Origin of the sequence: Pseudomonas sp. EZ-C24, from assembly GCF_014525325.1 — a bacterium.
Classification (GTDB): Bacteria; Pseudomonadota; Gammaproteobacteria; order Pseudomonadales; family Pseudomonadaceae; genus Aquipseudomonas; species Aquipseudomonas shirazensis.
Map to the genome: position 1 here is coordinate 194,022 of NZ_JACDIU010000014.1, position 19,857 is coordinate 213,878.

Consider the following 19,857-nt stretch of genomic DNA (forward strand, 5'->3'; position numbering starts at 1 on the left):
CGGGGCGCGCCGTCACACAGTCTTCGATGCGTGAGTGAAAAGCACCTTAATTGTTGCTCGGCTGTCGGCATTCAAACACTCAAGGTTATATGTTAATTACTCGAATCAAGGGGTGATGTGGTCTTTGCGAAACTGCTCTGATGGCCGTGCTTGAGCGCTTATTGGAAAGATGCCGGCAACTGTTGGCTGAGCAACAGAGCGGCAACAGTTTGTGCTGGAGCACAACTAGGCAAGGCGCCTGAAGGCCAGTAAACAGGTACTTTAATAGCTGGCACGACACCTGCAGTACTCACTTTACAAGCATTCAACGGTGGCCCTCGAAACAGCGAGGTGCGGCGGTGATATATATAAAGGGAGTATCAGCATTGCGTGCGAAAGTTCGACTTACCGGTCACCCGCTAGGCAACGCCGCCAGTGTGGCAGTGCTGATGGCGCTGCTCAGCCCCTCGGTATTTGCTGCCGGGGAGTCCACCCTCGGCACAGTTACCGTCACCGGCGCCGCAGCCAGTGGCGCTCAGAAGGATCAGAAGCGCCTGCAGAAGGTTGCCGGCAATACTGCAGTGATCGACAACCGTCAGGTCGAGCAGGGCCGTGCTGCCAATGCCGAAGACGTGCTCGCCCTGCAGCCGGGGGTGTTCGCCCAAGGCACCAGCGGCACCGCCGCGAACAAGATTTCGATCCGCGGTTCCGGGCTCAATACCTTCTATCAAGGCTACGTGCTGGGCACCAAGTTTCTTTTCGACGGCCTGCCGATCACCGGTCCCGGCGGCACCCAGGAAGACTTCCTCGACATGCAGGGCATCGACCACACCGAGGTCTTGTACGGCGGCAACGCCTCTGAGTACGCAGCGCTGTCGCTGGGCGGTGCGATCAATTTCGTCAGTAAGACCGGGCGCACCGACCCGGGTAATTACGCCCGCTTCGAGGTGGGCAGCTACGGTTACCGCAAGCAACAGCTGAGCACCGGTGGCGTAGTCGGCGACAGCGACTATTACATCAACGTGCTGCACAACGAGCGCGACGGCTACCAGGACCAGGCCAACAACGAAGGCCGCGGCCTGGCGGCCAACTTCGGTCATGTGTTCAGCCCCAAGCTGGAAACCCGGCTGTTCGTCAAATACCGCGAGGAGCAACTCACCAACGGCAACACGCTGACCCGCCAACAGCTCAAGCACGACCCGCGCAGCAATAACGCCCCGACCGGGCGGCGCAAGGACGGCACCACCTTCATCGGCAACAAGACCACCTACACCTTCGACGATGGCAACAAACTCGAAGTCGGCGCTTCATACAACAACTACCCCTTGCTCAACGGCTGGCGCTACTCACCCACGCCGCAGGACTGGCGCTCCAAGGACATCAACCTGACCCTGCGCTATTTCCGTACCGGCGATCGCCTGTTCGGCCTGCCCAGCGACAGCAGCATCATCTTCAGCAACACCCGGGCTTCGCTGGCTGACGTCAAGTCGCACAATCGCAGTACCGGCGCGAAAATCCAGGAGACCAACTATACCGGCTCGCGGGACACGGTGCTGACGTTCGGCAACGAGCTGCAATTGACCGATGCGCTGTGGCTGTCCTCGGGCTTGTCGTTCGTCAATATCCGCCGCAAGGCCGAGATCGAAGGCACCACGCTGACCACGGCCAACCCCAGCAACCTGCCGACCCGCGTTGAATATGTCGAAAATGACCTGGCGCCGCGGCTCGGCCTGCGCTATCAGATCAACCCCGAATTGCAGCTGTTCGGTAATGTCAGCCGCAGCATCGACCCGCCGGTGACCTGGCAGTTGGGCAGTACTGGCAACCCGTTTCTCTATGATGTGCGGCCACAGAAAGCCACCACCTTCGAAGTCGGTGTGCGCGGCAGTCATGGCATCTTCGATGGCAGCCTGACCCTGTACCGCTCGTGGGTGCAGGATGAGCTGCTGACTGTGGTGGTGCGCCAGGCCAGCGCCACCCAGGACCAACTGACGGCGACCTCGAACGCCAGCCCGACGATTCACCAAGGCATCGAAGCCGGCCTCAATGCGCTGCTCTGGACCGGTGCCAGCGGCGACACCCTCGACCTGCGCCAGGCTTACACCCTCAACGACTTCAAGTACCGCGACGACGACACCTTCGGCGGCAACGAACTGCCAAGCCTGCCGCGCCAGGTTTACCAGGCTGAACTGGCCTACCGCCAGGCCAGCGGTTTCTACGCCTCGCTCAACCTGCGCGCAGCCTCCAGCTATTACATCGATTACGCCAACACCTGGCAGGCGCCGTCGTACCTGCTGTGGGGGGCCAAGGTCGGCTTCCAGGCGCCGAGCCGCAAGTGGGAAGTGTTTGCTGACCTGCGCAACCTCACCGACCAGCGCTACGCCAGTGCGGCCAACACCGCCTACAACGCCAACGGTCGCGATTCTGCCAATTTTTATCCGGGTGATGCGTTCTCAGTCACCACCGGCGTAGCGGTGCGCTTCTGATGGCGGCTGCCCAAAGGCACGTGCTGACGCCGATGCTGCTGGCCAGCGCGCTGCTGTTCGGCGGCTGCTCGCCACCCGCGCCGCCGCACACGGCAAGCAGCCTCAAAGGCGAGGCGGTGACCGCCGTCAACGGCATCATGCGCTACCCGGCGAGTGATTTTGTCGAGCAGCGTGAGGGCCTGCGCGGTGGCACCTTGCGCGTGTCTGCCGCCACCGATTCGGGCAGCTTCGACATCCACGGCTTGTCCCACGGCAACATGCAGTGGTTGGGGCGGATCCTGTTCGATTGCCTGGTCTATCAGGCCGAAGACGGCACGCTGACGCCCTGGCTGGCGAAAGGCTGGGATATCAGTGCCGATGGCCTGACCTATACCTTTCACCTGCGCGATGACGTCACCTTCAGCGACGGCGCGCGGTTCGATGCCGAGACGGTGCGGCTGAACCTTGAGCACATGCGTGACCCGGCGACCAAATCTCCACTGGCGGCCGCTTATATTGCGCCTTACCTCAAGGGCCGGGTGATCGACGAGTTCACCTTCGAGGCGACCCTGCGCGAGCCTTACGCGCCGTTCCTCGACGTGCTCTCGCAGGCATGGCTGGGCATGATTTCGCCGAAGCAGATCCTGGAGGCGCCTCGTAGCATCGCGAGCCGGCCGATCGGCAGCGGGCCGTTCGTGCTCGACAGCTACGTGCGCGATCAAGGCGCGGTGTTCAGCCGTCGCGCTGGCTATGATTGGTCGCCGGCGGCCATCAAACATCAGGGCGAGGCTTATCTGGATCGGCTCGAACTGAGCTATGTGCCCGAGGCGATGATCCGCTACACCGCACTGGAAGCCGGCGACAGCGACATGGCCCTCGACGCACCGCCGCAGAACGCCGCTGCGATCCGCGCCAACCCGCAATTGACCCTGCGCAGCCGGATCCGCAAAGGCAATCCTGCGCGCAGCATCACCTTCAATGTCGAGCGGGTGCCGTTTGACGATGTGCGGGTGCGCCAGGCCATGGCCAAAGCCATCGACCGCGACGGCCTGGCATGGATATCGGGCTTTGGCGAATTTCTCGCCAAGGGCGACTATCTCGCCGTGAATACCCCAGGCTACGACCCGGTCGCGCAGGACGCACTGGCGTTCGATCCGGCCGCAGCCAATCGCCTGCTGGATGCGGCCGGCTGGACCGAGCGCGCTGCCGATGGCGTACGCATGCGCAACGGCCAGCGCCTGCAAGCGACCTTGCTCACCTATGACAACCCGGCGTTTCCGGCCAACGTTGCAGTGGCGGTACAAGCCGATTTGCGCAAGATCGGCTTTGCCATGGCCATCGAAGTACTGCCGCTGACGCGTGTCATGCAGCTGCGCTACGCCGGTGAGTTCGATGCCATCGGTGGCGGCTACTGGCACACCAATACGGCTGACGGCCTGTACATCCTCTACCACAGCAATGCCATTCCCAGCGCGCGTTTGATTGGTCAGAACGTTGGCCATTTTCGTGATGCGCAACTGGACCAATACCTGGGCGAGGCGCGCCGCAGCACCGACCCGCAGCGGCGTCGCGAGCTCTATCGGCTGGCCCAGCAACGGCTCGGCGAGACCGTGCCGGCAGTGCCGTCGGTAGAAAGCCAGATGCTGCTGGCCTACCGCAAGGCCGTCGCCGGCGTGCTGTTCGACGGCTCGCACAATGTCCCTCTGTTCACCAGCGTGTGGCTGGCCAAGGAGCAACCATGAAGTTAGTGGCGACGGTACTGCGCCGCCTGCGCGATGGTGTGATTGTGCTGTGGGCGGCAGCCAGCCTGACTTTTCTGGGCATGCAGCACAGTGGCGGTGATACCGCGCTGGCGATTGTCGGCGGCCCGGATGCAATGCCCAGCGCCGAGCTGCTGGCCCAGGTGCGCGCCGAGTACGGCCTTGATCAGCCGCTGTGGCGGCAGTACCTGAGCTACCTGGGACGCCTTGCTCAGGGTGATCTTGGCGAGTCGTACCGCTTGCGTATCCCGGTGGTGCAGGCGATCGGCGAGCAACTCGGTGCGACCTTGGCCCTGGCCAGCACTGCCGCGTTGCTGGCGGTAGTGCTGGCTCTGGCGTCGGCGCTGCTCACCGCCAACCGCGGGCGGCGCTTGCGGGCGCTGGTATCGGGGGTCGAGCTGGTGCTCTCGGCGGTACCCAATTTCGTCATCGGGACGGTGCTGCTGCTGGCCTTTAGTTTCTATTTCCACTTGCTGCCGCCGTCCGGCTCGGCCGGCTGGCAGTCGCTGCTGCTGCCCAGTCTGGCGCTGGGTCTGCCCATCGCTGCGCTGCTGGCGCAGGTGCTGCGCCAGTCACTGGAACAGGTGCTCGAGCAACCCTTCATCACTCAGGCACGCGCCCGCGGTATGTCCGATACCGGCGTGCGCCTGCGCCATGCCTTGCGCCACGCGCTGGTGCCGTTGGTGACGCTGGCCGGATATGTATTCGCCAGCCTGCTCGGCGGGGCGGTGGTGCTCGAGCTGCTGTTTGGCCGCCAGGGCATCGGCCGCTTGATGCTCGACGCGACTGCCAACAAGGACGTACCGCTGGTGCTCGGCGTGACCTTGCTGGCTGCTGCCATCTACGTGCTGGTCAATCTGCTGGTGGACCTGTTGACCCAGGCCATCGACCCGCGCACTGCCCACCATTGAATCTGCGAAAGGAACCGTCATGAGTCACCCATCGAACACTGCAATCACCGATGCCGAACTGGACGCGCGGTTCGCCCCGATCTACACCCGCATCGGCGCCGGCGCTGTTGAACGCGAGCAGCAACGAGCCCTTGCCCATGAGCCAGTGGCCTGGTTGCGCGCAGCGGGGTTTGGCGCGCTCAGGGTCCCGCACGTCCACGGCGGGCTGGGCGCCTCGCTGCCGCAGTTGCTGCGCCAGCTGGTGCGCCTGGGACAGGCTGATTCGAATCTGCCGCAGATCTTTCGCGCGCACTTTGGCTTCGTCGAAGGTCGCCTGTCGGCAGCCGATGCTGATTCGCAGCAGTACTGGTTTGCCCGCGTTGCCGCCGGTGAGCTGTGGGGTGCGGCCATGGCCGAGCGCACTGACAGCACCAGCAACACGGTGCAATTGAGCGACAGCGGGGAGGGCGGCTATCGCCTCGATGGCGAAAAGTATTACTGCACCGGCACGCTCTACGCGGACTGGGTTGCAGCCGTGGCCAACCATGGCGACGACTTCGTCAGCCTGGCGGTGCCGACCCGCGCGGCCGGGGTTGAAGTGGTCGATGACTGGGACGGCTTTGGCCAGCGCCTGACCGGCAGCGGCACCACCCGCTTCAACCAGGTTGCCGTCCCCGAACGGCACATTCTGCGTCGTTTTGCCAAGCGCGAACTGCGCGCCGAATCGTACCTGACGGCGTTCTACCAGGCCGTTCACCTGGCCACCCTGGCAGGCATCGCCCGGGCTGTCCTGGCGGATGCCGTGGGCTTTGTACAGGGCCGCACCCGCGCGTTCGGCTTGCCCGGCCAGTCGCGACCGGCTGACGACCCACTGGTGCAGCAAGTGGTCGGGCGCCTGTCGAGCCTGGCCTTCAGTGCCGAGGCGCAGGTTGGCGCGGTTGCCCAGAGCCTGCAGGCTGCATCTGCAGCCGGCCAGCTCGGCGCGGTGCCGGAGCAGCTCTACACCGATGCCGAAGTGCACGCCTTCCAGGCGCAACAGATCGTTTTGCCGCAAGTACTTGAGGCGACCAGCTTGCTGTTCGAAGTCGGCGGCGCTTCGGCCACCAGCAACCAGCGTCGGCTCGACCGCCACTGGCGCAACGCGCGCACCCTGGCATCGCACAATCCAGCGATCTATCGCGAGCAGGCGCTGGGCAACTACTACCTCAACGGCATCAGCCCGGCTGCCGCCTGGCGGGCCAAACAGTCGGCAGCCAGTGACGTGCAGCCCACCTTCGATGAAGCCAGCGCTGTCTGAACAGGAGCAACCCCATGACGCAAGCAAAACAGATGAGCCTGGGCATGAACATTCTCGGCTTTGGCTCACACTCCGGCGCCTGGCGTCAGGGCGAGGCTGCGCTGAATGCCTATATCGACGTCGACTATTACCGCAACATCGCGCGCATCTCCGAACGTGGCTGCCTTGACGCGATCTTTCTCGCCGATGGCCCGGCATTGCCACCGGATGTCGCCAGCCACCCGGGCGGGCGCCTGGAGCCGACCCTGCTGCTTACCGCCGTGGCGGCGGCCACCGAACATATTGGCGTCATCGCCACCTGTTCCAGTACCTACAACGAGCCGTTCAACCTGGCCCGGCGGATCGCCTCGCTGGATCACATCAGCGGCGGCCGTGCCGCTTGGAACGTGGTCACCAACGCCGGCGATGCCGCCGCGCAAAACTTCGGCCTCAGCGGCGCGCCGCTGCATGTCGACCGCTATGGCCGTGCCGAGGAGTTCGTCGATGTAACCCTCAAGCTGTGGGATAGCTGGGAGGACGACGCGATCATCGGCGACCGCGCCACAGGCCGCTTTGCCGACCCGAGCAAAGTGCACACGGTGGACTTCAAGGGCGAGCACTTCCAGGTCAAGGGCCCGCTCAACCTGCCACGCTCGCCGCAAGGCCGGCCAGTGCTGGTCCAGGCCGGTTCGTCCGAAGGCGGCAAAGCGCTTGGCTCACGTTACGCCGATGCGATCTTCACCACCCAGACCACCTTGCCCGACGGCCTGGTCTTTTATCGCGAGATGAAACAACGCGCCCAAGCCTGGGGCCGCGACCCGCAGCACTTGAAGATCATGCCCGGGCTGTCGACGGTAATCGGCAGCACCGAGGCCGAGGCCCACGCGCGCTTCGACCAGCTCAACGCCTGGCACGGTGAGCACGGCTTGCTGCAGCAGGTGGCCGGGCGGATCGGCATTGATGCCCGCGAACTGGACCCGGACGCGCCGCTGCCCTGGGCGCAAATCGGCGCTGTAGCGGACTTCGAGCGCGGCTCGCATGGGTTTCTCGAGGCGCAACTGAACCTGGCCCGGCGCGAGAACCTGACCATCCGCCAGCTGTCGCGGCGGATTCTGGTGGGCCACCGGTTGGCCGTCGGCACGCCCGAGCAGGTTGCCGACACCTTGGCCGAATGGTTCCTGGCTGGCGCCGGCGACGGCTTCAACATCATGCCGGACATGTTCCCGTCAGGCGCGCAGGTGTTCGTCGAAGAGGTAGTTCCGCTACTGCAGAAGCGTGGTTTGTTCCGCCGCGAATACCAGGGCCGCACCTTGCGCGATCACCTCGGCTTGCCCAAGGCCGTCAACCAGTACACCCAGGCTAATAGCGCGGGCCTCGCGCGGCTGGCCTGAGACCATCGCCTTCAGTCATTTATCGAAAAGGATCACATCATGCAGTATCGCCGCCTGGGCCATACCGACCTCAACGTCAGCCTGCTCAGCCTTGGCTCGATGACCTGGGGCCACCAGAACACCGAGCAGGATGCCCACCAGCAACTGGACGCCGCCATCGCCGCCGGGATCAATCTGATCGATACCGCCGAGATGTACCCAACGCCGACCCGGGCCGAAACCTGGACCACCACGGAGCGCTTCATCGGCAGTTGGCTTGCTGCACGCGGTAACCGCGACAAACTGGTGCTGGCAAGCAAGATTGCCGGGCCGTCGCGTGATCCTGCCGGGCAGACGCACATTCGTGACGGCCTCTCGCACCATGATCGGCGCAATATCGTTGCCGCGCTGGATGGCAGTCTCAAACGCCTGCGCACCGACTATCTGGACCTGTATCAGTTGCACTGGCCGGACCGCACCACCAACTTCTTCGGCGCGCGTGAATACCCCTACGTGGATGACCACCCAGACAGCGCTGCAATCGCTGAAACCCTGGCGGTGCTCGACGAACAGGTCAAAGCCGGAAAGGTCCGCCATATCGGCGTTTCCAACGAAACGCCGTGGGGCGTGGCGCAGTTCCTGCGGCACAGCGAACAACGCGATTTGCCGCGCATTGCCAGCATCCAGAACCCGTACAGCTTGCTCAACCGCCTGTATGAGAACGGCTTGTCGGAGTTCAGCCACCGTGACGGCGTGAGCTTGCTGGCGTATTCACCGCTGGCGTTCGGCACGCTGACCGGCAAATACCTCGATGGCGCACGCCCCGAAGGCGCTCGCCTGTCGTCGGTGTACCGCACCTTCAACCGCTACGACAGCAGTGAAGCCAACAGCGCCATCGCCAGCTATGTGCAGATCGCCGCCAAGCGAGGTTTGAGCCCAGCGCAGCTGGCGCTGGCCTTCGTCATCCGTCAGCCGTTCGTAGCCAGTGCCATTACTGGCCAGACCAGCCTGGCGCAGTTGCACGACAACCTCGGTGCGCTGGAGCTGCAACTGGATGACGAACTGCTGGCCGAGATTCAGGCTGTGCATCGGTGTACGCCAAATCCGGCGCCTTGAGCCAGGAGGTTGCATGAACGCGATCATTCCCGCTGCCCAGGTGCCGACGCTGGCAACCAGTGCGCGACTGTCGCGCTGGCGCCCTGCGCGGCCAGGGTTGTGCCTGGCCTGGGCGACCATCGGCTTGCTGTTGCTGGCGGTGGCACTGCCTGGTTGGCTGGCGCCGGCCGATCCTTTGCTGGCTGATGCGCGACTGGCTTATCAACCGCCCAGCAGCCAGTTCTGGCTGGGTACCGATGAGAATGGTCGAGACGTGCTTAGCCGTGTTATTCACGGGGCGCGTGCATCCCTGCTTATCGGTTTCACCGCAACCCTGCTCGGGCTGGGCCTGGGCACCTTGCTAGGATTGCTTGCCGGCCTCGCACCGCGCTGGCTGGATAACCTGCTGATGCGCGCGGTGGATGTGCTGCTGGCATTTCCCGACCTGCTGCTGGCGCTGGTGGTGATCACGCTGTTTGGTCAGGGCACGACCAACTTGATCATTGCCGTCGGCATCGCCGCAGTGCCGCGCTATGCCCGGCTGGTGCGCGCGCAGACCATGAGCATCCGCCATGCCAGCTTCGTCGAGGCGGCACTGACCCTGGGTCGGCGGCCGCTGGCTGTGGTGTTTGCCCATGTCCTGCCCAATGCGGTGCAACCGGTCCTGATCCTCGCCTGCATCGGCCTTGGCGGGGCTATCACCGCCGCTGCCGCGCTGAGTTTTCTCGGTTTTGGCGCTCCGCCACCGGCACCCGAGTGGGGCGCAAGTATGGCAGTGGCACGCAATTTCATGGCCAACGCGCCCTGGCTGATGGCCTGGCCGGCGCTGGCAATTACCTTGACTGTGATTTCCATCAGCGCCATCGGCCGAGACTGGCTACGGCGCAGTGAGGGCAAAGGCCTATGAGTGGCTTGAATACGGCGTCGGCACTGGTCGACATCCGCGACCTGCGAGTGAGCTTCAACGGTGTAGCGGTGGTACACGGAGTCGATCTGCAGGTGCGCGCGGGGCAGTGCGTGGCGTTGGTTGGCGAGTCGGGCTCGGGCAAGAGCGTCACCGCCCGCAGCCTGGTCGGCCTGGCGGGCCCCGGCGCGCAGGTGCAGGCGCAACGGCTGGAGTTTGCCGGGCGCGACCTGCGTGTATTCGACCAGGCTGACTATCAACGCCTGCGCGGCGCGCAGATCGGTTTCATCATGCAGGACGCACTGGGTTCGCTCGACCCGTTGCGGCGGGTGGGTGGCGAAATCGAAGAGGCACTGCTGCTGCACTCTGACCTGGGCGCGGAGGCACGTCGTTTGCGGGTGCTGCAGTTGCTCGCCGAGGTCGGCGTGCCTGAGCCGCAGGTGCGCGCTCAGCAGTATTCGTGGCAGTTGTCGGGTGGCCTGCGTCAGCGCGCGTTGATCGCCTCGGCGATGGCCTGCCGGCCGCGCCTGCTGATCGCTGATGAGCCGACCACGGCGCTTGACGCGACCGTGCAGGCACAGATTCTGCGCCTGCTTGAACAACTGCGCGATGAGCAGAACAGCTTGTTGATGGTCAGCCATGATCTGGCAGTGGTGGCACGGTTGGCCGATTGGGTGGTGGTGATGCGCGGCGGACATATAGTGGAGCAGGGCAGTGCCGAACAGATTCTGCAGGACCCGCAAGACCCTTACACCCAGCGCCTGCTCAGCGCCGCGCGTGCCGTCCACTTGCAGCGCCCAACGCAGCCTGCGCTGGCGTTGGTTGAGCCCAGTGCGAGCAGCATTGAACAGCCGGTATTGCTTGCTGCAAGCGGGCTGGGCAAATCCTTTGCCGGCCCCGACGGCAGCGTCCGCCAGGTGTTGAGCGAGGTATCGTTGCAGCTGCGCGCCGGGCAAACCCTGGGTGTGGTCGGTGAGTCCGGTTCTGGCAAAAGCACCCTGGGGCGCATCTTGCTCGGCCTGGAACAACCCGACCAGGGCCGGGTCGAGTTCGCCGGTAGCGACTGGTTGGCGCTCGGCGCCGAGCAGAAGCGGCGGGCGCGGCAGGGCATCCAGGTAGTGTTCCAGGACCCGCTGGCTTCGTTCGACCCTCGCTACAGCGTACTGCGCGTACTCAGCGAAGCGCTTGCGCTGGCCGGGGTGCCGCGCTCCTTGCAGCGGGCCGAGGCGGTGGCGTTGCTGGAGCGCGTGCAGTTGCCTGCCAGCGTGCTTGATCGGCGCCCGCTGGAGCTGTCCGGAGGCCAGCGTCAGCGCATTGCCATTGCCCGTGCACTGGCGATGAAACCGCGCCTGTTGATCTGCGACGAACCGGTGTCGGCGTTGGACGTGTCGGTACAGGCTCGCATCCTCGCCTTGCTGGCTGAACTCAAGGCCGAGCTGAACCTGGCCTGCCTGTTCATTTCCCATGATCTGGGTGTGGTCGAGCAGGTCAGCGATCATGTGCTGGTGATGCAAGCAGGCAGGGTGGTTGAGCAGGGTAGCGCCGCTCAGGTGTTGGGCCAGCCGCGCCATGCCTATACCCGGGCGCTGCTGGATGCGGTGCCGACGTTGCCACCTGCGCAGCCACTGTGGGTGCGCCGCCTCGCGGTATAAAGCTCAGCGCGCGAGTGCTGGGTTAGGTTTGTAAAAAAGGAACAGCCTGGTCTCGGCAGTCTTGCGGTAAGCCCTGGCCCAGGCTGGCCGCGCCGAGCGGTCGTGGAAATACAGGGCGCCATTGGTAGGGTCCTTGAGCTGCTGGTTGAGCGCCTTGCGGGCAATTTCCTTGGCAATGTCGTAGCGGTCCTTTTCCTCGACCTGGTCAGGGCGCCCGTCGCACCACCAGGAAAACTGGCAACTCTTGCTTTCGACCCCCTGCTTGACCACGCCGCAGATGGTGTCAGGGAAACCGTCCTGGCCGAGGCGATTGAGCACCACGCTGGCGACTGCGCTCATGTCCTTGGCATCGGCCTGTTTGGCCTCCCAGTAGATGGTGCGGGCCAGGCAGGTGATGCTGTCGTCCATCGGCGCCTGGCCACTGGGATCGACCGCCATGACCTCGCCTGAAGTCAGTGCCTCGTTTTTTTTCGGCGGCGGTGCGTCGTTGACGACCTTCTTCTCGAGCGCTTCGGCCTTGTCTTCGGCGACCGCGGCGGTGGGTGCATCGGCGGCAAGGGTGGGGCCTGCGAGCAGGGCCATGAACAAAGCAAAAATGATCGCTGACGCGCGCATGACGAGCCTCGCAGGTGGGTGCTGGAGGTCAGTCTAGCTGCCGCTGCGTTGGGCTGCCGCAACCTCAACTGCGGGCTGCAGAGGAACCGCTTCGTGCTGGGAGGCGGCGGGATGCGGCGCAATCATTGTTGTTCGGCCGCTCGCGAAGGAGTCGGCTGCACTTGAAGGGAAGCCGCCTGATGAGCATCAATATCGAAATCCTCTACTACCGAAACTTCAATTTCGATGGCAAGTTTCACTTGCGCTGTATCGGTCCAGACCTGCACAAGATCAAGCGTATTCGTTACGTGCTACGCGTGATCAACGCGCGAGGGCCCAAGCGACTGGACTCCTCCACCTCAAGCTCCCAGGTTGACAGCGGGCTGCTGGTTGACCATGGCTGTCCGGCCATTCTAGGCACCGATCTGAGGCACGGCCGCTTCGAGATAACCGCAAGCATCATCCTGACCGACGAGCAGATCATCCAGCTTGACCTGCCCTCCGATGCTGATGCCACCATCACTTGGCCAACAATGGTCATCGAGATCCAGCCCGAAGAAACCGAACGGCGTATCCTGGATCGGGTCCCGCTGACGGGAGCCTCGTTACGCGTCAAACGTTCTGCAGCGTCGCCTGAATCTGGGCCCAGGCCTGTTTACGACCCACTGCTGCCCGTGTTCAGCGGACTGCCCGACGGCGCTGCCGACAAGGCTCTGCCGGTGCTGCTGGTCAAGTTCGGCAAGGACGGTTTTGCCTCCTTCGTTGCCGATCTTGAGCCGGACAGCCGCTCGAGGCTGGTCCGTCTGTGGCCGAACCTCAAGCAGGTCATCCAGCTGCAGCCGGTGCTGAGCGCTGAAGAGCATGACGACGACGCGCTTGCAGTGCTGCGCGATTACTACCTGCTCGCACAGCCAGCAAGCATGTTCAGCGATACCTTCATCGCGCTGCTACGAACCCTGGCGGCGCTGGACTACGTCGAGTCGCTATCCTTCCCGCCCGCCGAGCAGGAACCCGGCAACCTCATTGCCGCTGCGCTCGCTGCGCTAGTGGCGACACTGATCACGGGTGCGGCGGTGGTAGCGGGTGATGACGCTCACGACGATTCGCAACCGACGCCGGACTTCGATGCGCTGCAGACTTACCTGGATGCACCGACCGCCTCGCACAAAGGGATGAACATCCGCAACGTCTGGAGCAAACAGGTGACCGGCAAGGGCACCCGCGTGCACTTTTCCGATGCGGGCTTGTTCGCCAGGCATGAGGACCTGCGCGGGACTGAACGGCTACACGTGATCAGCGACCAACCCAACGCCGACCCGGCCCACGGTACCGCATCGGTGGGCCTGCTGTTTGCCCAGGCCAATTCGTTCGGCATGAACGGGATCTGCCATGATTGTGAGCTATACCTGTACGACAATCGGGCCATCGACCACCGCAAATACCCCCGCACGCCCGCGGACCTGCTGCGCCAGGTACGCGCAGGCGACATCGTCGCCATCAACAGGCAAAGCGCCAGCATCCATGTACTCAGCACCTATTTGCCGTCGCTGCACGAGCGCGACTGGTGGGATGTGTGCGAGGCGCTGACCGCGCGCGGCGCGGTCGTGGTCAATGCCGCCGCCAATGGCAGCAATCAGTCCCTGGCGGACAAGGGTACGACGTGGGGGCACGGTGTCGATCTAGGCCAATGGCCTTACTTCGACGACCATGGCGATGCCTCGACCATTTTGGTAGGGGCCTGCCAGTCGTGGGACGGCAAGCCTCATCAGTACTCCAATTACGGCTACCGCTATCGAATGCTCAACGCGTGGGGTGATAGTGTCGCCACACTGGGCTACGGCAACCTACAGGACAAAAAAGGTGATGACCGAGACTACACCAACAGCTACGGTGGCACCTCCAGCGCAACCCCTTTGGTGGCGGGTGCCCTGAGCCTGATTCAGTCCTACGCCATGCGCCAGCATCATGTTTATCTGAATGCCGACCAGATGCATTTGCTGGTGATGGCGACAGGTTATCAAGACGCGACCTTGCCTCTGACCGACGTCCTACCGATGGGCAGTAGGCCGAACGTGGAAGCCGCGTTGGCGTTGCTCGACCGCCTGCTCGGCGGCGGCAGTTTCCGCGCCCACGACGAGCTGTAGCGGTTCGGATCAGCTATGGTCCGGGCTGGGTGATGGGCCAGACGCAGCAGTCAGACTCTGAACTGGTCCATCAATGCTTGCTGCTGGTTGGCCAGTTGATTGAGCGACTGGCTGACCCGCGCCGACTCGTTGGCCTGGCTTGACAGCGACTCGGTTACATCGCGAATGGTCGCGACGTTACTGTTTATCTCTTCCGCCACTGCGCTCTGCTCTTCGGCAGCGGATGCAATCTGCAGGTTCATGTCGGTGATCACCGTGACTGCCTGACCGATCCGTTGCAGCGCAGTGACCGCCTGACCGACTTGCTCGACGCCGCCCTGGGCCTGGCGGTGGCTGCTGTCCATGGCGTCGACTACTTCACGCGTGCCAGCTTGCAGCGCCTCGATCACCTGGCGAGTTTCTTCGACCGATTCCTGTGTGCGCCGGGCCAGATTGCGCACTTCATCAGCGACGACGGCGAAGCCGCGCCCGGCTTCGCCGGCGCGGGCTGCTTCGATCGCCGCGTTTAGGGCGAGCAAGTTGGTCTGTTCGGCGATCGAACGAATCACCTCGAGCACCGAGCCGATTTTTTCGCTGTTGCCGGCCAGCCCTTCGACCTGGGCCATGGCACTGCTCATGTTGGCCGCCAGGCTGTCGATGCTGTCGGTAGTCTGGCCGATCACGGCCAGGCCTTCACGGGTGGCCAGGTCAGCTTCGCGGGCGGCCTGAGCAGCTTGCGCTGCGCTGCGCGCGACGTCCTGCGCGGTAGCACTCATCTCATGCGAGGCCGTGGCGGCCTGGTCGACCTGGCGGTACTGCTGCTCCATACCGGCGCTGGTCTGGCTGGCAATCGCAGCAGACTGGTCAGCTGTACCGCGGGCGGCCTGCACCGAGCGTTTGACGTCAGCGATGGTGGGCTGCAGCTTGTCGAGGAAGCGGTTGAACCAACCAGCCAGTTCACCGAGTTCATCACGCTTGTCGTACTGCAGGCGACGGGTCAGGTCGCCTTCACCACTGGCGATGTCCTTGAGCATCGCTGCCACGCCCAGGATCGGCCGGGTGACGCCTCGCGCCATTAGCCAGACCAAGAGCAAGCCGGCCAAGGCGGCGCCCAGGCCCAGCCCCAGCTCAAGCAAGGTGCCGCTGGTATTGAGTGCGTCGAGCTCGTTCTTCAGCGCTTCGGCAGGGCCGGTCAGGGCGCTTTGCGGCACGTCGAGCAATACGCCCCACGGCTTGCTGCCGGGAATCGGCTGAAACGCTGCCAGCACTTTCAAACGCTGTTCGGCGTGAACAATCTGCAATTTGCCGTCCGCCAGCTTGCGCACCAACTCGGCGCCTTGCGCGGTATCGACCTGGTCGAAACGCTGGGCCAGCTTGCTTGAGTCGGCGCTGTAGCCTGCGAGCAGGCCGACCGGGCTGAGGATGCCGACCGTGGTCTGGCCTTGATAAAGGCCGCGGCTGGCTTCTTCGCTCATGGCCTGCAAGCTGCTCAGGTTGATGTCCACCGACAGCGTGGCAATCACCTTGCCCTTGACCGACAGCGGGAAGACGATGCTCGTCATCAACACCTGCTGGCCGTCGATGGCATAGAAATACGGCTCGACTACGCAGACCTTGCCGGTGCTGCGCGGGCATACCCACCAGGTGTTGGCCGGTTGCCCGCTGGGGCCGGTTTCGATGTTGGCCATGTCCAGTTCAGGCAAGGCCATGGAGGTCAGTTTGCCGGCCTGCGGTTGCGACCAATACAAGGCAAAACGGCCAGTTTCGTTGCTGCCCAACTCGTGCTGATTGGTGAACAGGCTGTCCTTGCCATCCAGCGCGTCAGGCTCGAACACCAGCGACAGGCCTAGCAGCTCAGGGTTGGCCAGCAGGGCGCTGCGCACTTGTGCGGTCATGTCTTCGCGCAGGTCAAAGGCGTCCAGATAGCGTTTTTCCGCCTGCTCGCGCAAAAACAGCACCTGCCGAGCAAAACCTGCGCCGTACTGGTAGGCGTCCATGAACTGGCGGCGAATGTTCAGCGCCTGTACTTCACCCTGCGATTCGATGCGGGCTTGAGCTGAGTCGGAGAGCATCTTCATGCTGCTAGCCTTTACCAAATCGGAGCTGTGGTCCATGCGGTACAGGGACAGACCGACCAGTAGCGTGACGATGGCGGCCAGGCACAAGCCGGCGAGCAGGGTGATCTTCCACTGGATAGACAGTTGTCGCAGAGGCATTTTGGGAAAGTCCCTTGTATTAGGTCTGCACTCTGTGTCGGCGACCACAGGATTTTCTTTATTCAAACGTTCAATTGAATTCGGCCTTGGCCGATTTGACATCTGTCGACTCGCCCTTCAGAGTGTGCGCCCTTCGCATTGCACCCCTCTGGACCGGCCGCTGCCTGTGTGCAGCCTGACGCCGGTGCCAATGCTTTCCGTCTGTCGTAACGAGGTAGTCCACACCATGAATGCAGTCATTGCCGCGGTCGGCATCATGCTGATATTGAGCCTGTCCCGCGTGCATGTGGTGATCGCATTGATCATCGGTGCGCTGACCGGCGGCCTGGTCGGCGGCCTGGGTATCGAGGGCACGTTGAAGGCCTTCAATGGTGGGCTGGGCGGCGGCGCCACGGTCGCGTTGTCCTACGCGCTGCTTGGCGCATTTGCCGTAGCCATTGCCAAATCGGGCCTGGCTCACGCGCTGGCAGATCGGGCCTTGAATATGATCGAGCGCCAGGGCCATAGCGAAGGTGGCAAGGTCAAATGGTTGCTGATCGGCCTGATGCTGGTGGTGGCCGTGTCGTCGCAGAACATACTGCCCATTCACATTGCCTTCATCCCCCTGTTGGTGCCGCCGCTGTTGTATGTGCTGACCCGACTGCGCATCGATCGGCGGCTGATTGCCTGCGTGATCACCTTTGGCCTGATCACGCCGTACATGTTCCTGCCGGTTGGCTTTGGCAACATCTTCCTCAATCAAATCCTGCTGGCCAATGTCAGCCGCGCCGGGGTCGACGTCAGCGCGGTCAACGTTACCCAGGCGATGGCCATTCCTGCGGCCGGCATGCTCGCCGGGCTGCTCCTGGCAGTGTTCGTCAGCTACCGCAAGAAACGCGACTATGACCTGGCGAAAATCGAGCAGGTCGAGCAGGTCAGTGTCAGCTACAACCCCTTGACGCTGATGGTCGCTGGCCTGGCGATCGCAGCAGCGTTCATCATTCAGCTGTGGCTGGATTCGATGATCATCGGCGCCATGGTCGGTTTTCTGATCTTTTCGCTGTCGGGCATCGTGCGCTGGAAAGACACTGATGATCTGTTTACCGAAGGCATGAAGATGATGGCCATGATCGGCTTCATCATGATTGCCGCCTCGGGCTTTGCCGACGTGATGAAGGCAACCGGCGAGGTCAACAGCCTGGTCCAGGCCTCTGCGCAGTGGATCAACCACAGTAAGGGCGTTGGTGCCTTGCTGATGTTGCTGGTGGGCTTGCTGGTGACTATGGGCATCGGCTCGTCGTTCTCTACCGTTCCCATTCTAGCCGCGATCTTCGTGCCGCTGTGTGTGCAACTGGGCTTCGATCCAGTGGCTACAGTGTGCATCGTCGGCACAGCGGGTGCGTTGGGTGACGCCGGGTCGCCAGCATCGGATTCGACCCTGGGGCCGACTTCGGGCTTGAATGTGGACGGCCAGCATCACCACATCTGGGACACGGTGGTGCCGACCTTCCTCCATTACAACCTGCCACTGCTGGCCTTTGGCTGGCTTGCGGCGATGGTGCTCTGATGCCCTGCGTCAGCCCTTGTTGGTCAACGGTGTGATGCGGTTGAGGACGGTGCTGCCGTCCTTGCTGCGGGTCAGGTAGACCGGCAGCACCTTGGGCAGGTTATCGACCATGCGCTTGACTTCGCGGGTGTTGTACACGCCGCTGACGCGGATTGCGCCGGTACTGTCATCGGCCAACAGCAGCGGGCGCTCCAGGTAGCGGTTGATCACCGGCAGGGCCTGGGCCAGGCTGAGGTTGTCCAGCACCAGCTTGCCACTGCGCCAGGCCAGGCTGTTGTCGGCGTCATCATTCTGCGCCAGAGTCGGCTCGAAATCGCCGGCGTGATAACTGGCTTGCATGCCCGGGCCCAGTCGATAGCCGCCATCGTCACCGTGGCTGCTGACCAGTACCGAGCCTTCAACCAGCGTCACCTTGACCTCGTCGTTGTACTTCCAGACGTTGAACTGGGTCCCGGTTACCCGCGTCTGGCCGTTGCCGGCGCGCACGATGAACGGGTGGGCGGTGTCGTGGGTAACCTTGAAAAACGCTTCGCCGCGGGTAAGCGTGACCTGGCGTTGATCTTTGTAATTGAAGAAGCGCAGTTCGCTGTGCAGGTTGAGCTCGACCTGGCTGCCATCGCTCAGTTGCACCTGGCGCACCTGATCGGTAGCTTCGAAATGCTGGTAGTGATTGGGTAGCCAGCCTTGCTCCCAACCGACCCAGCCAGCCAGCGGCAGGGCCAGCAGGGCAATGGCTGCAGCCGAAGCGAATGGCCGCCAGTGGCGTGGCTGCGCCTTGCGTACTGGGCGGGCGCCAATCTCGACGACAGCCGTGCGGCGTGGCAACAGGTCAGCGGTCTGCCAGATTTCCTGCATCGCGCGGTATTCAGCAAAGTGCCGCGGGTCGGCCGCCAGCCACAGATCAAATGCCTCGCGCTCGGCCGCCGTGCAGTCATCGGCATGCAGGCGCATGCACCAATGCGCCGCAGCGTCGGTGATGGCATCGTCCTGGTTGGGGGTCAAACGGTCCTGATTCATTACGGCTCCCGGTTTTGCGCATTCTACCCCTGCCAAGGGGGTCCCGAGAACCGAGATAATGGCGAATGACTATCAGATACGCGATATTTCGTCAGCTTTGCCTATCTGCGGACGCTAATCAGCGTCCGCAGCGCTGATTTATCAGGCCAGCTCCAGCCAGATCGGCGCGTGATCGGAAGGTTTTTCCATACCGCGCAGGTCATAGTCAACACCAGCGTCCTTGAGTCGTGGCAGCAAGCCACTCGAAGCCATGATCAGATCAATGCGCAGACCGCGCTTGGGCTGGTCTTCAAAGCCGCGGCTGCGGTAGTCGAACCAGCTGAAACGGTCGCTGACCTGCGGGTTCAGGTAGCGAAAGCTGTCGACCAGGCCCCAGTCCTTGAGACGCTGCATCCACTCACGCTCCTCTGGCAGGAAACTGCATTTGCCAGTCTTCAGCCAGCGCTTGGCGTTGTCAGCGCCGATGCCGATGTCGCAATCTTCTGGCGAGATGTTGACGTCGCCCATCACGATCAGCGGCTGCTGATTGTCGAACTGGCCTTCGAGCAGCACCTGCAGGTCGCTGTAGAAACGCTGCTTGGCGGGAAACTTGGTCGGATGGTCGCGGCTTTCTCCCTGCGGGAAGTAACCGTTCATGATGGTGATCGGGGTGCCGTTGGCGTCGGCGAAGGTGCCCCAGATGAAGCGCCGTTGGGCGTCCTCTTCGTCAGTGGCAAACCCTCTGTGCAGTGCCAGCGGCGCCTGGCGTGAGAGCAAGGCGACGCCATAGTGGCCCTTCTGGCCGTGGTAATGCACGTGGTAGCCCAAGGCTTGCACGTCAGCCAAGGGGAACTGCTCGTCACTGACTTTGGTTTCCTGCAGGCCGATAACGTCTGGCTGATGCTTCTCGATCAGCGCCGCCAGCTGATGCGGACGGGCGCGCAGGCCGTTGATGTTGAACGAGACGATCTTCATGGCGAGGCAACCCCGG

The 19,857-nt window shown here is 63.3% G+C and carries 14 protein-coding genes and 1 pseudogene; 10 read left to right on the plus strand and 5 right to left on the minus strand.

Translation table 11 applies throughout. The features are described 5' to 3' along the window. Positions 1–365 precede the first annotated feature (365 nt). From IDM28_RS09995 to IDM28_RS10030, 8 genes are read left to right on the plus strand one after another with little or no spacing between them, the layout of a single operon-like run. On the plus strand, positions 366–2,465 hold the full coding sequence (locus IDM28_RS09995; RefSeq protein ID WP_262500052.1) for a TonB-dependent receptor family protein: 2,100 nt from the start codon (positions 366–368) through the stop codon (positions 2,463–2,465). Beyond that, entirely contained in the window at positions 2,465–4,186 is a 1,722-nt protein-coding gene (locus tag IDM28_RS10000; protein ID WP_224785506.1) for an ABC transporter substrate-binding protein, read from the plus strand. Before IDM28_RS09995 ends, IDM28_RS10000 begins: the two co-directional genes overlap by 1 nt. Continuing rightward, positions 4,183–5,115 carry an ABC transporter permease gene (locus IDM28_RS10005; RefSeq protein WP_103437160.1) on the plus strand — a complete coding sequence of 311 codons (933 nt, stop codon included), beginning with the start codon at positions 4,183–4,185 and terminating at the stop codon, positions 5,113–5,115. The genes IDM28_RS10000 and IDM28_RS10005 overlap by 4 nt, the downstream gene beginning before the upstream one ends. A gap of 19 nt (positions 5,116–5,134) precedes the next feature. Continuing rightward, positions 5,135–6,391, plus strand: a complete 1,257-nt coding sequence (locus tag IDM28_RS10010; protein ID WP_188035829.1) for an acyl-CoA dehydrogenase family protein — start codon at positions 5,135–5,137, stop codon at positions 6,389–6,391. 14 nt (positions 6,392–6,405) lie between these two features. Beyond that, complete coding sequence (locus IDM28_RS10015) at positions 6,406–7,761, plus strand: LLM class flavin-dependent oxidoreductase (RefSeq protein ID WP_188035830.1); 1,356 nt, start codon at positions 6,406–6,408, stop codon at positions 7,759–7,761. A gap of 39 nt (positions 7,762–7,800) precedes the next feature. Then, complete coding sequence (locus IDM28_RS10020; RefSeq protein ID WP_150569404.1) at positions 7,801–8,856, plus strand: NADP(H)-dependent aldo-keto reductase; 1,056 nt, start codon at positions 7,801–7,803, stop codon at positions 8,854–8,856. 13 nt (positions 8,857–8,869) lie between these two features. Further along, complete coding sequence (locus IDM28_RS10025; protein ID WP_150569403.1) at positions 8,870–9,742, plus strand: ABC transporter permease; 873 nt, start codon at positions 8,870–8,872, stop codon at positions 9,740–9,742. Beyond that, positions 9,739–11,391: a dipeptide ABC transporter ATP-binding protein gene (locus IDM28_RS10030; RefSeq protein WP_188035831.1), complete on the plus strand. Its 1,653-nt coding sequence runs from the start codon at positions 9,739–9,741 to the stop codon at positions 11,389–11,391. Before IDM28_RS10025 ends, IDM28_RS10030 begins: the two co-directional genes overlap by 4 nt. Positions 11,392–11,394: 3 nt before the next feature. Here IDM28_RS10030 and IDM28_RS10035 read toward each other — a convergent pair whose 3' ends face one another. Beyond that, entirely contained in the window at positions 11,395–12,006 is a 612-nt protein-coding gene (locus tag IDM28_RS10035; RefSeq protein ID WP_101318973.1) for a cell wall hydrolase, read from the minus strand. 179 nt (positions 12,007–12,185) lie between these two features. Between IDM28_RS10035 and IDM28_RS10040 the strand changes: the two genes are divergently transcribed. Next, positions 12,186–14,129, plus strand: coding sequence for a S8 family serine peptidase (locus IDM28_RS10040; RefSeq protein ID WP_188035832.1), 1,944 nt, complete (start codon positions 12,186–12,188; stop codon positions 14,127–14,129). A 50-nt stretch (positions 14,130–14,179) separates the two neighbouring features. Here IDM28_RS10040 and IDM28_RS24185 read toward each other — a convergent pair whose 3' ends face one another. Both IDM28_RS24185 and IDM28_RS24190 read right to left on the minus strand, forming a co-directional pair. Next, positions 14,180–14,935: a methyl-accepting chemotaxis protein gene (locus IDM28_RS24185; protein WP_371411609.1), complete on the minus strand. Its 756-nt coding sequence runs from the start codon at positions 14,933–14,935 to the stop codon at positions 14,180–14,182. Between the two features lie 102 nt (positions 14,936–15,037). Continuing rightward, positions 15,038–16,426: pseudogene (locus IDM28_RS24190) on the minus strand (HAMP domain-containing protein); the annotation flags it as partial. Positions 16,427–16,550: 124 nt separating this feature from the next. Between IDM28_RS24190 and IDM28_RS10050 the strand changes: the two are divergent. Then, complete coding sequence (locus IDM28_RS10050) at positions 16,551–17,870, plus strand: Na+/H+ antiporter family protein (RefSeq protein WP_101318979.1); 1,320 nt, start codon at positions 16,551–16,553, stop codon at positions 17,868–17,870. Positions 17,871–17,879: 9 nt separating this feature from the next. Here IDM28_RS10050 and IDM28_RS10055 read toward each other — a convergent pair whose 3' ends face one another. Beyond that, positions 17,880–18,887 (minus strand): FecR family protein, encoded by a 1,008-nt coding sequence (locus IDM28_RS10055; RefSeq protein WP_150571937.1) that lies wholly within the window; start codon positions 18,885–18,887, stop codon positions 17,880–17,882. A 141-nt stretch (positions 18,888–19,028) separates the two neighbouring features. Beyond that, the gene (gene xthA / locus IDM28_RS10060; RefSeq protein WP_101318983.1) at positions 19,029–19,841 is read right to left on the minus strand and encodes an exodeoxyribonuclease III; all 813 of its coding nucleotides are present in this window, start codon (positions 19,839–19,841) and stop codon (positions 19,029–19,031) included. Positions 19,842–19,857: the final 16 nt, after the last annotated feature.

Coding starts and splice junctions, on each gene's coding strand:
- IDM28_RS10000 (WP_224785506.1), top strand. CDS start 2,465: ATGGCGGCTGCCCAAAGGCACGTGCTGACGCCGATGCTGCTGGCCAGC.
- IDM28_RS10005 (WP_103437160.1), top strand. CDS start 4,183: ATGAAGTTAGTGGCGACGGTACTGCGCCGCCTGCGCGATGGTGTGATT.
- IDM28_RS10010 (WP_188035829.1), top strand. CDS start 5,135: ATGAGTCACCCATCGAACACTGCAATCACCGATGCCGAACTGGACGCG.
- IDM28_RS10015 (WP_188035830.1), top strand. CDS start 6,406: ATGACGCAAGCAAAACAGATGAGCCTGGGCATGAACATTCTCGGCTTT.
- IDM28_RS10020 (WP_150569404.1), top strand. CDS start 7,801: ATGCAGTATCGCCGCCTGGGCCATACCGACCTCAACGTCAGCCTGCTC.
- IDM28_RS10025 (WP_150569403.1), top strand. CDS start 8,870: ATGAACGCGATCATTCCCGCTGCCCAGGTGCCGACGCTGGCAACCAGT.
- IDM28_RS10030 (WP_188035831.1), top strand. CDS start 9,739: ATGAGTGGCTTGAATACGGCGTCGGCACTGGTCGACATCCGCGACCTG.
- IDM28_RS10035 (WP_101318973.1), bottom strand. CDS start 12,006: ATGCGCGCGTCAGCGATCATTTTTGCTTTGTTCATGGCCCTGCTCGCA.
- IDM28_RS10040 (WP_188035832.1), top strand. CDS start 12,186: ATGAGCATCAATATCGAAATCCTCTACTACCGAAACTTCAATTTCGAT.
- IDM28_RS24185 (WP_371411609.1), bottom strand. CDS start 14,935: ATGGAGCAGCAGTACCGCCAGGTCGACCAGGCCGCCACGGCCTCGCAT.
- IDM28_RS10050 (WP_101318979.1), top strand. CDS start 16,551: ATGAATGCAGTCATTGCCGCGGTCGGCATCATGCTGATATTGAGCCTG.
- IDM28_RS10055 (WP_150571937.1), bottom strand. CDS start 18,887: ATGAATCAGGACCGTTTGACCCCCAACCAGGACGATGCCATCACCGAC.
- xthA (WP_101318983.1), bottom strand. CDS start 19,841: ATGAAGATCGTCTCGTTCAACATCAACGGCCTGCGCGCCCGTCCGCAT.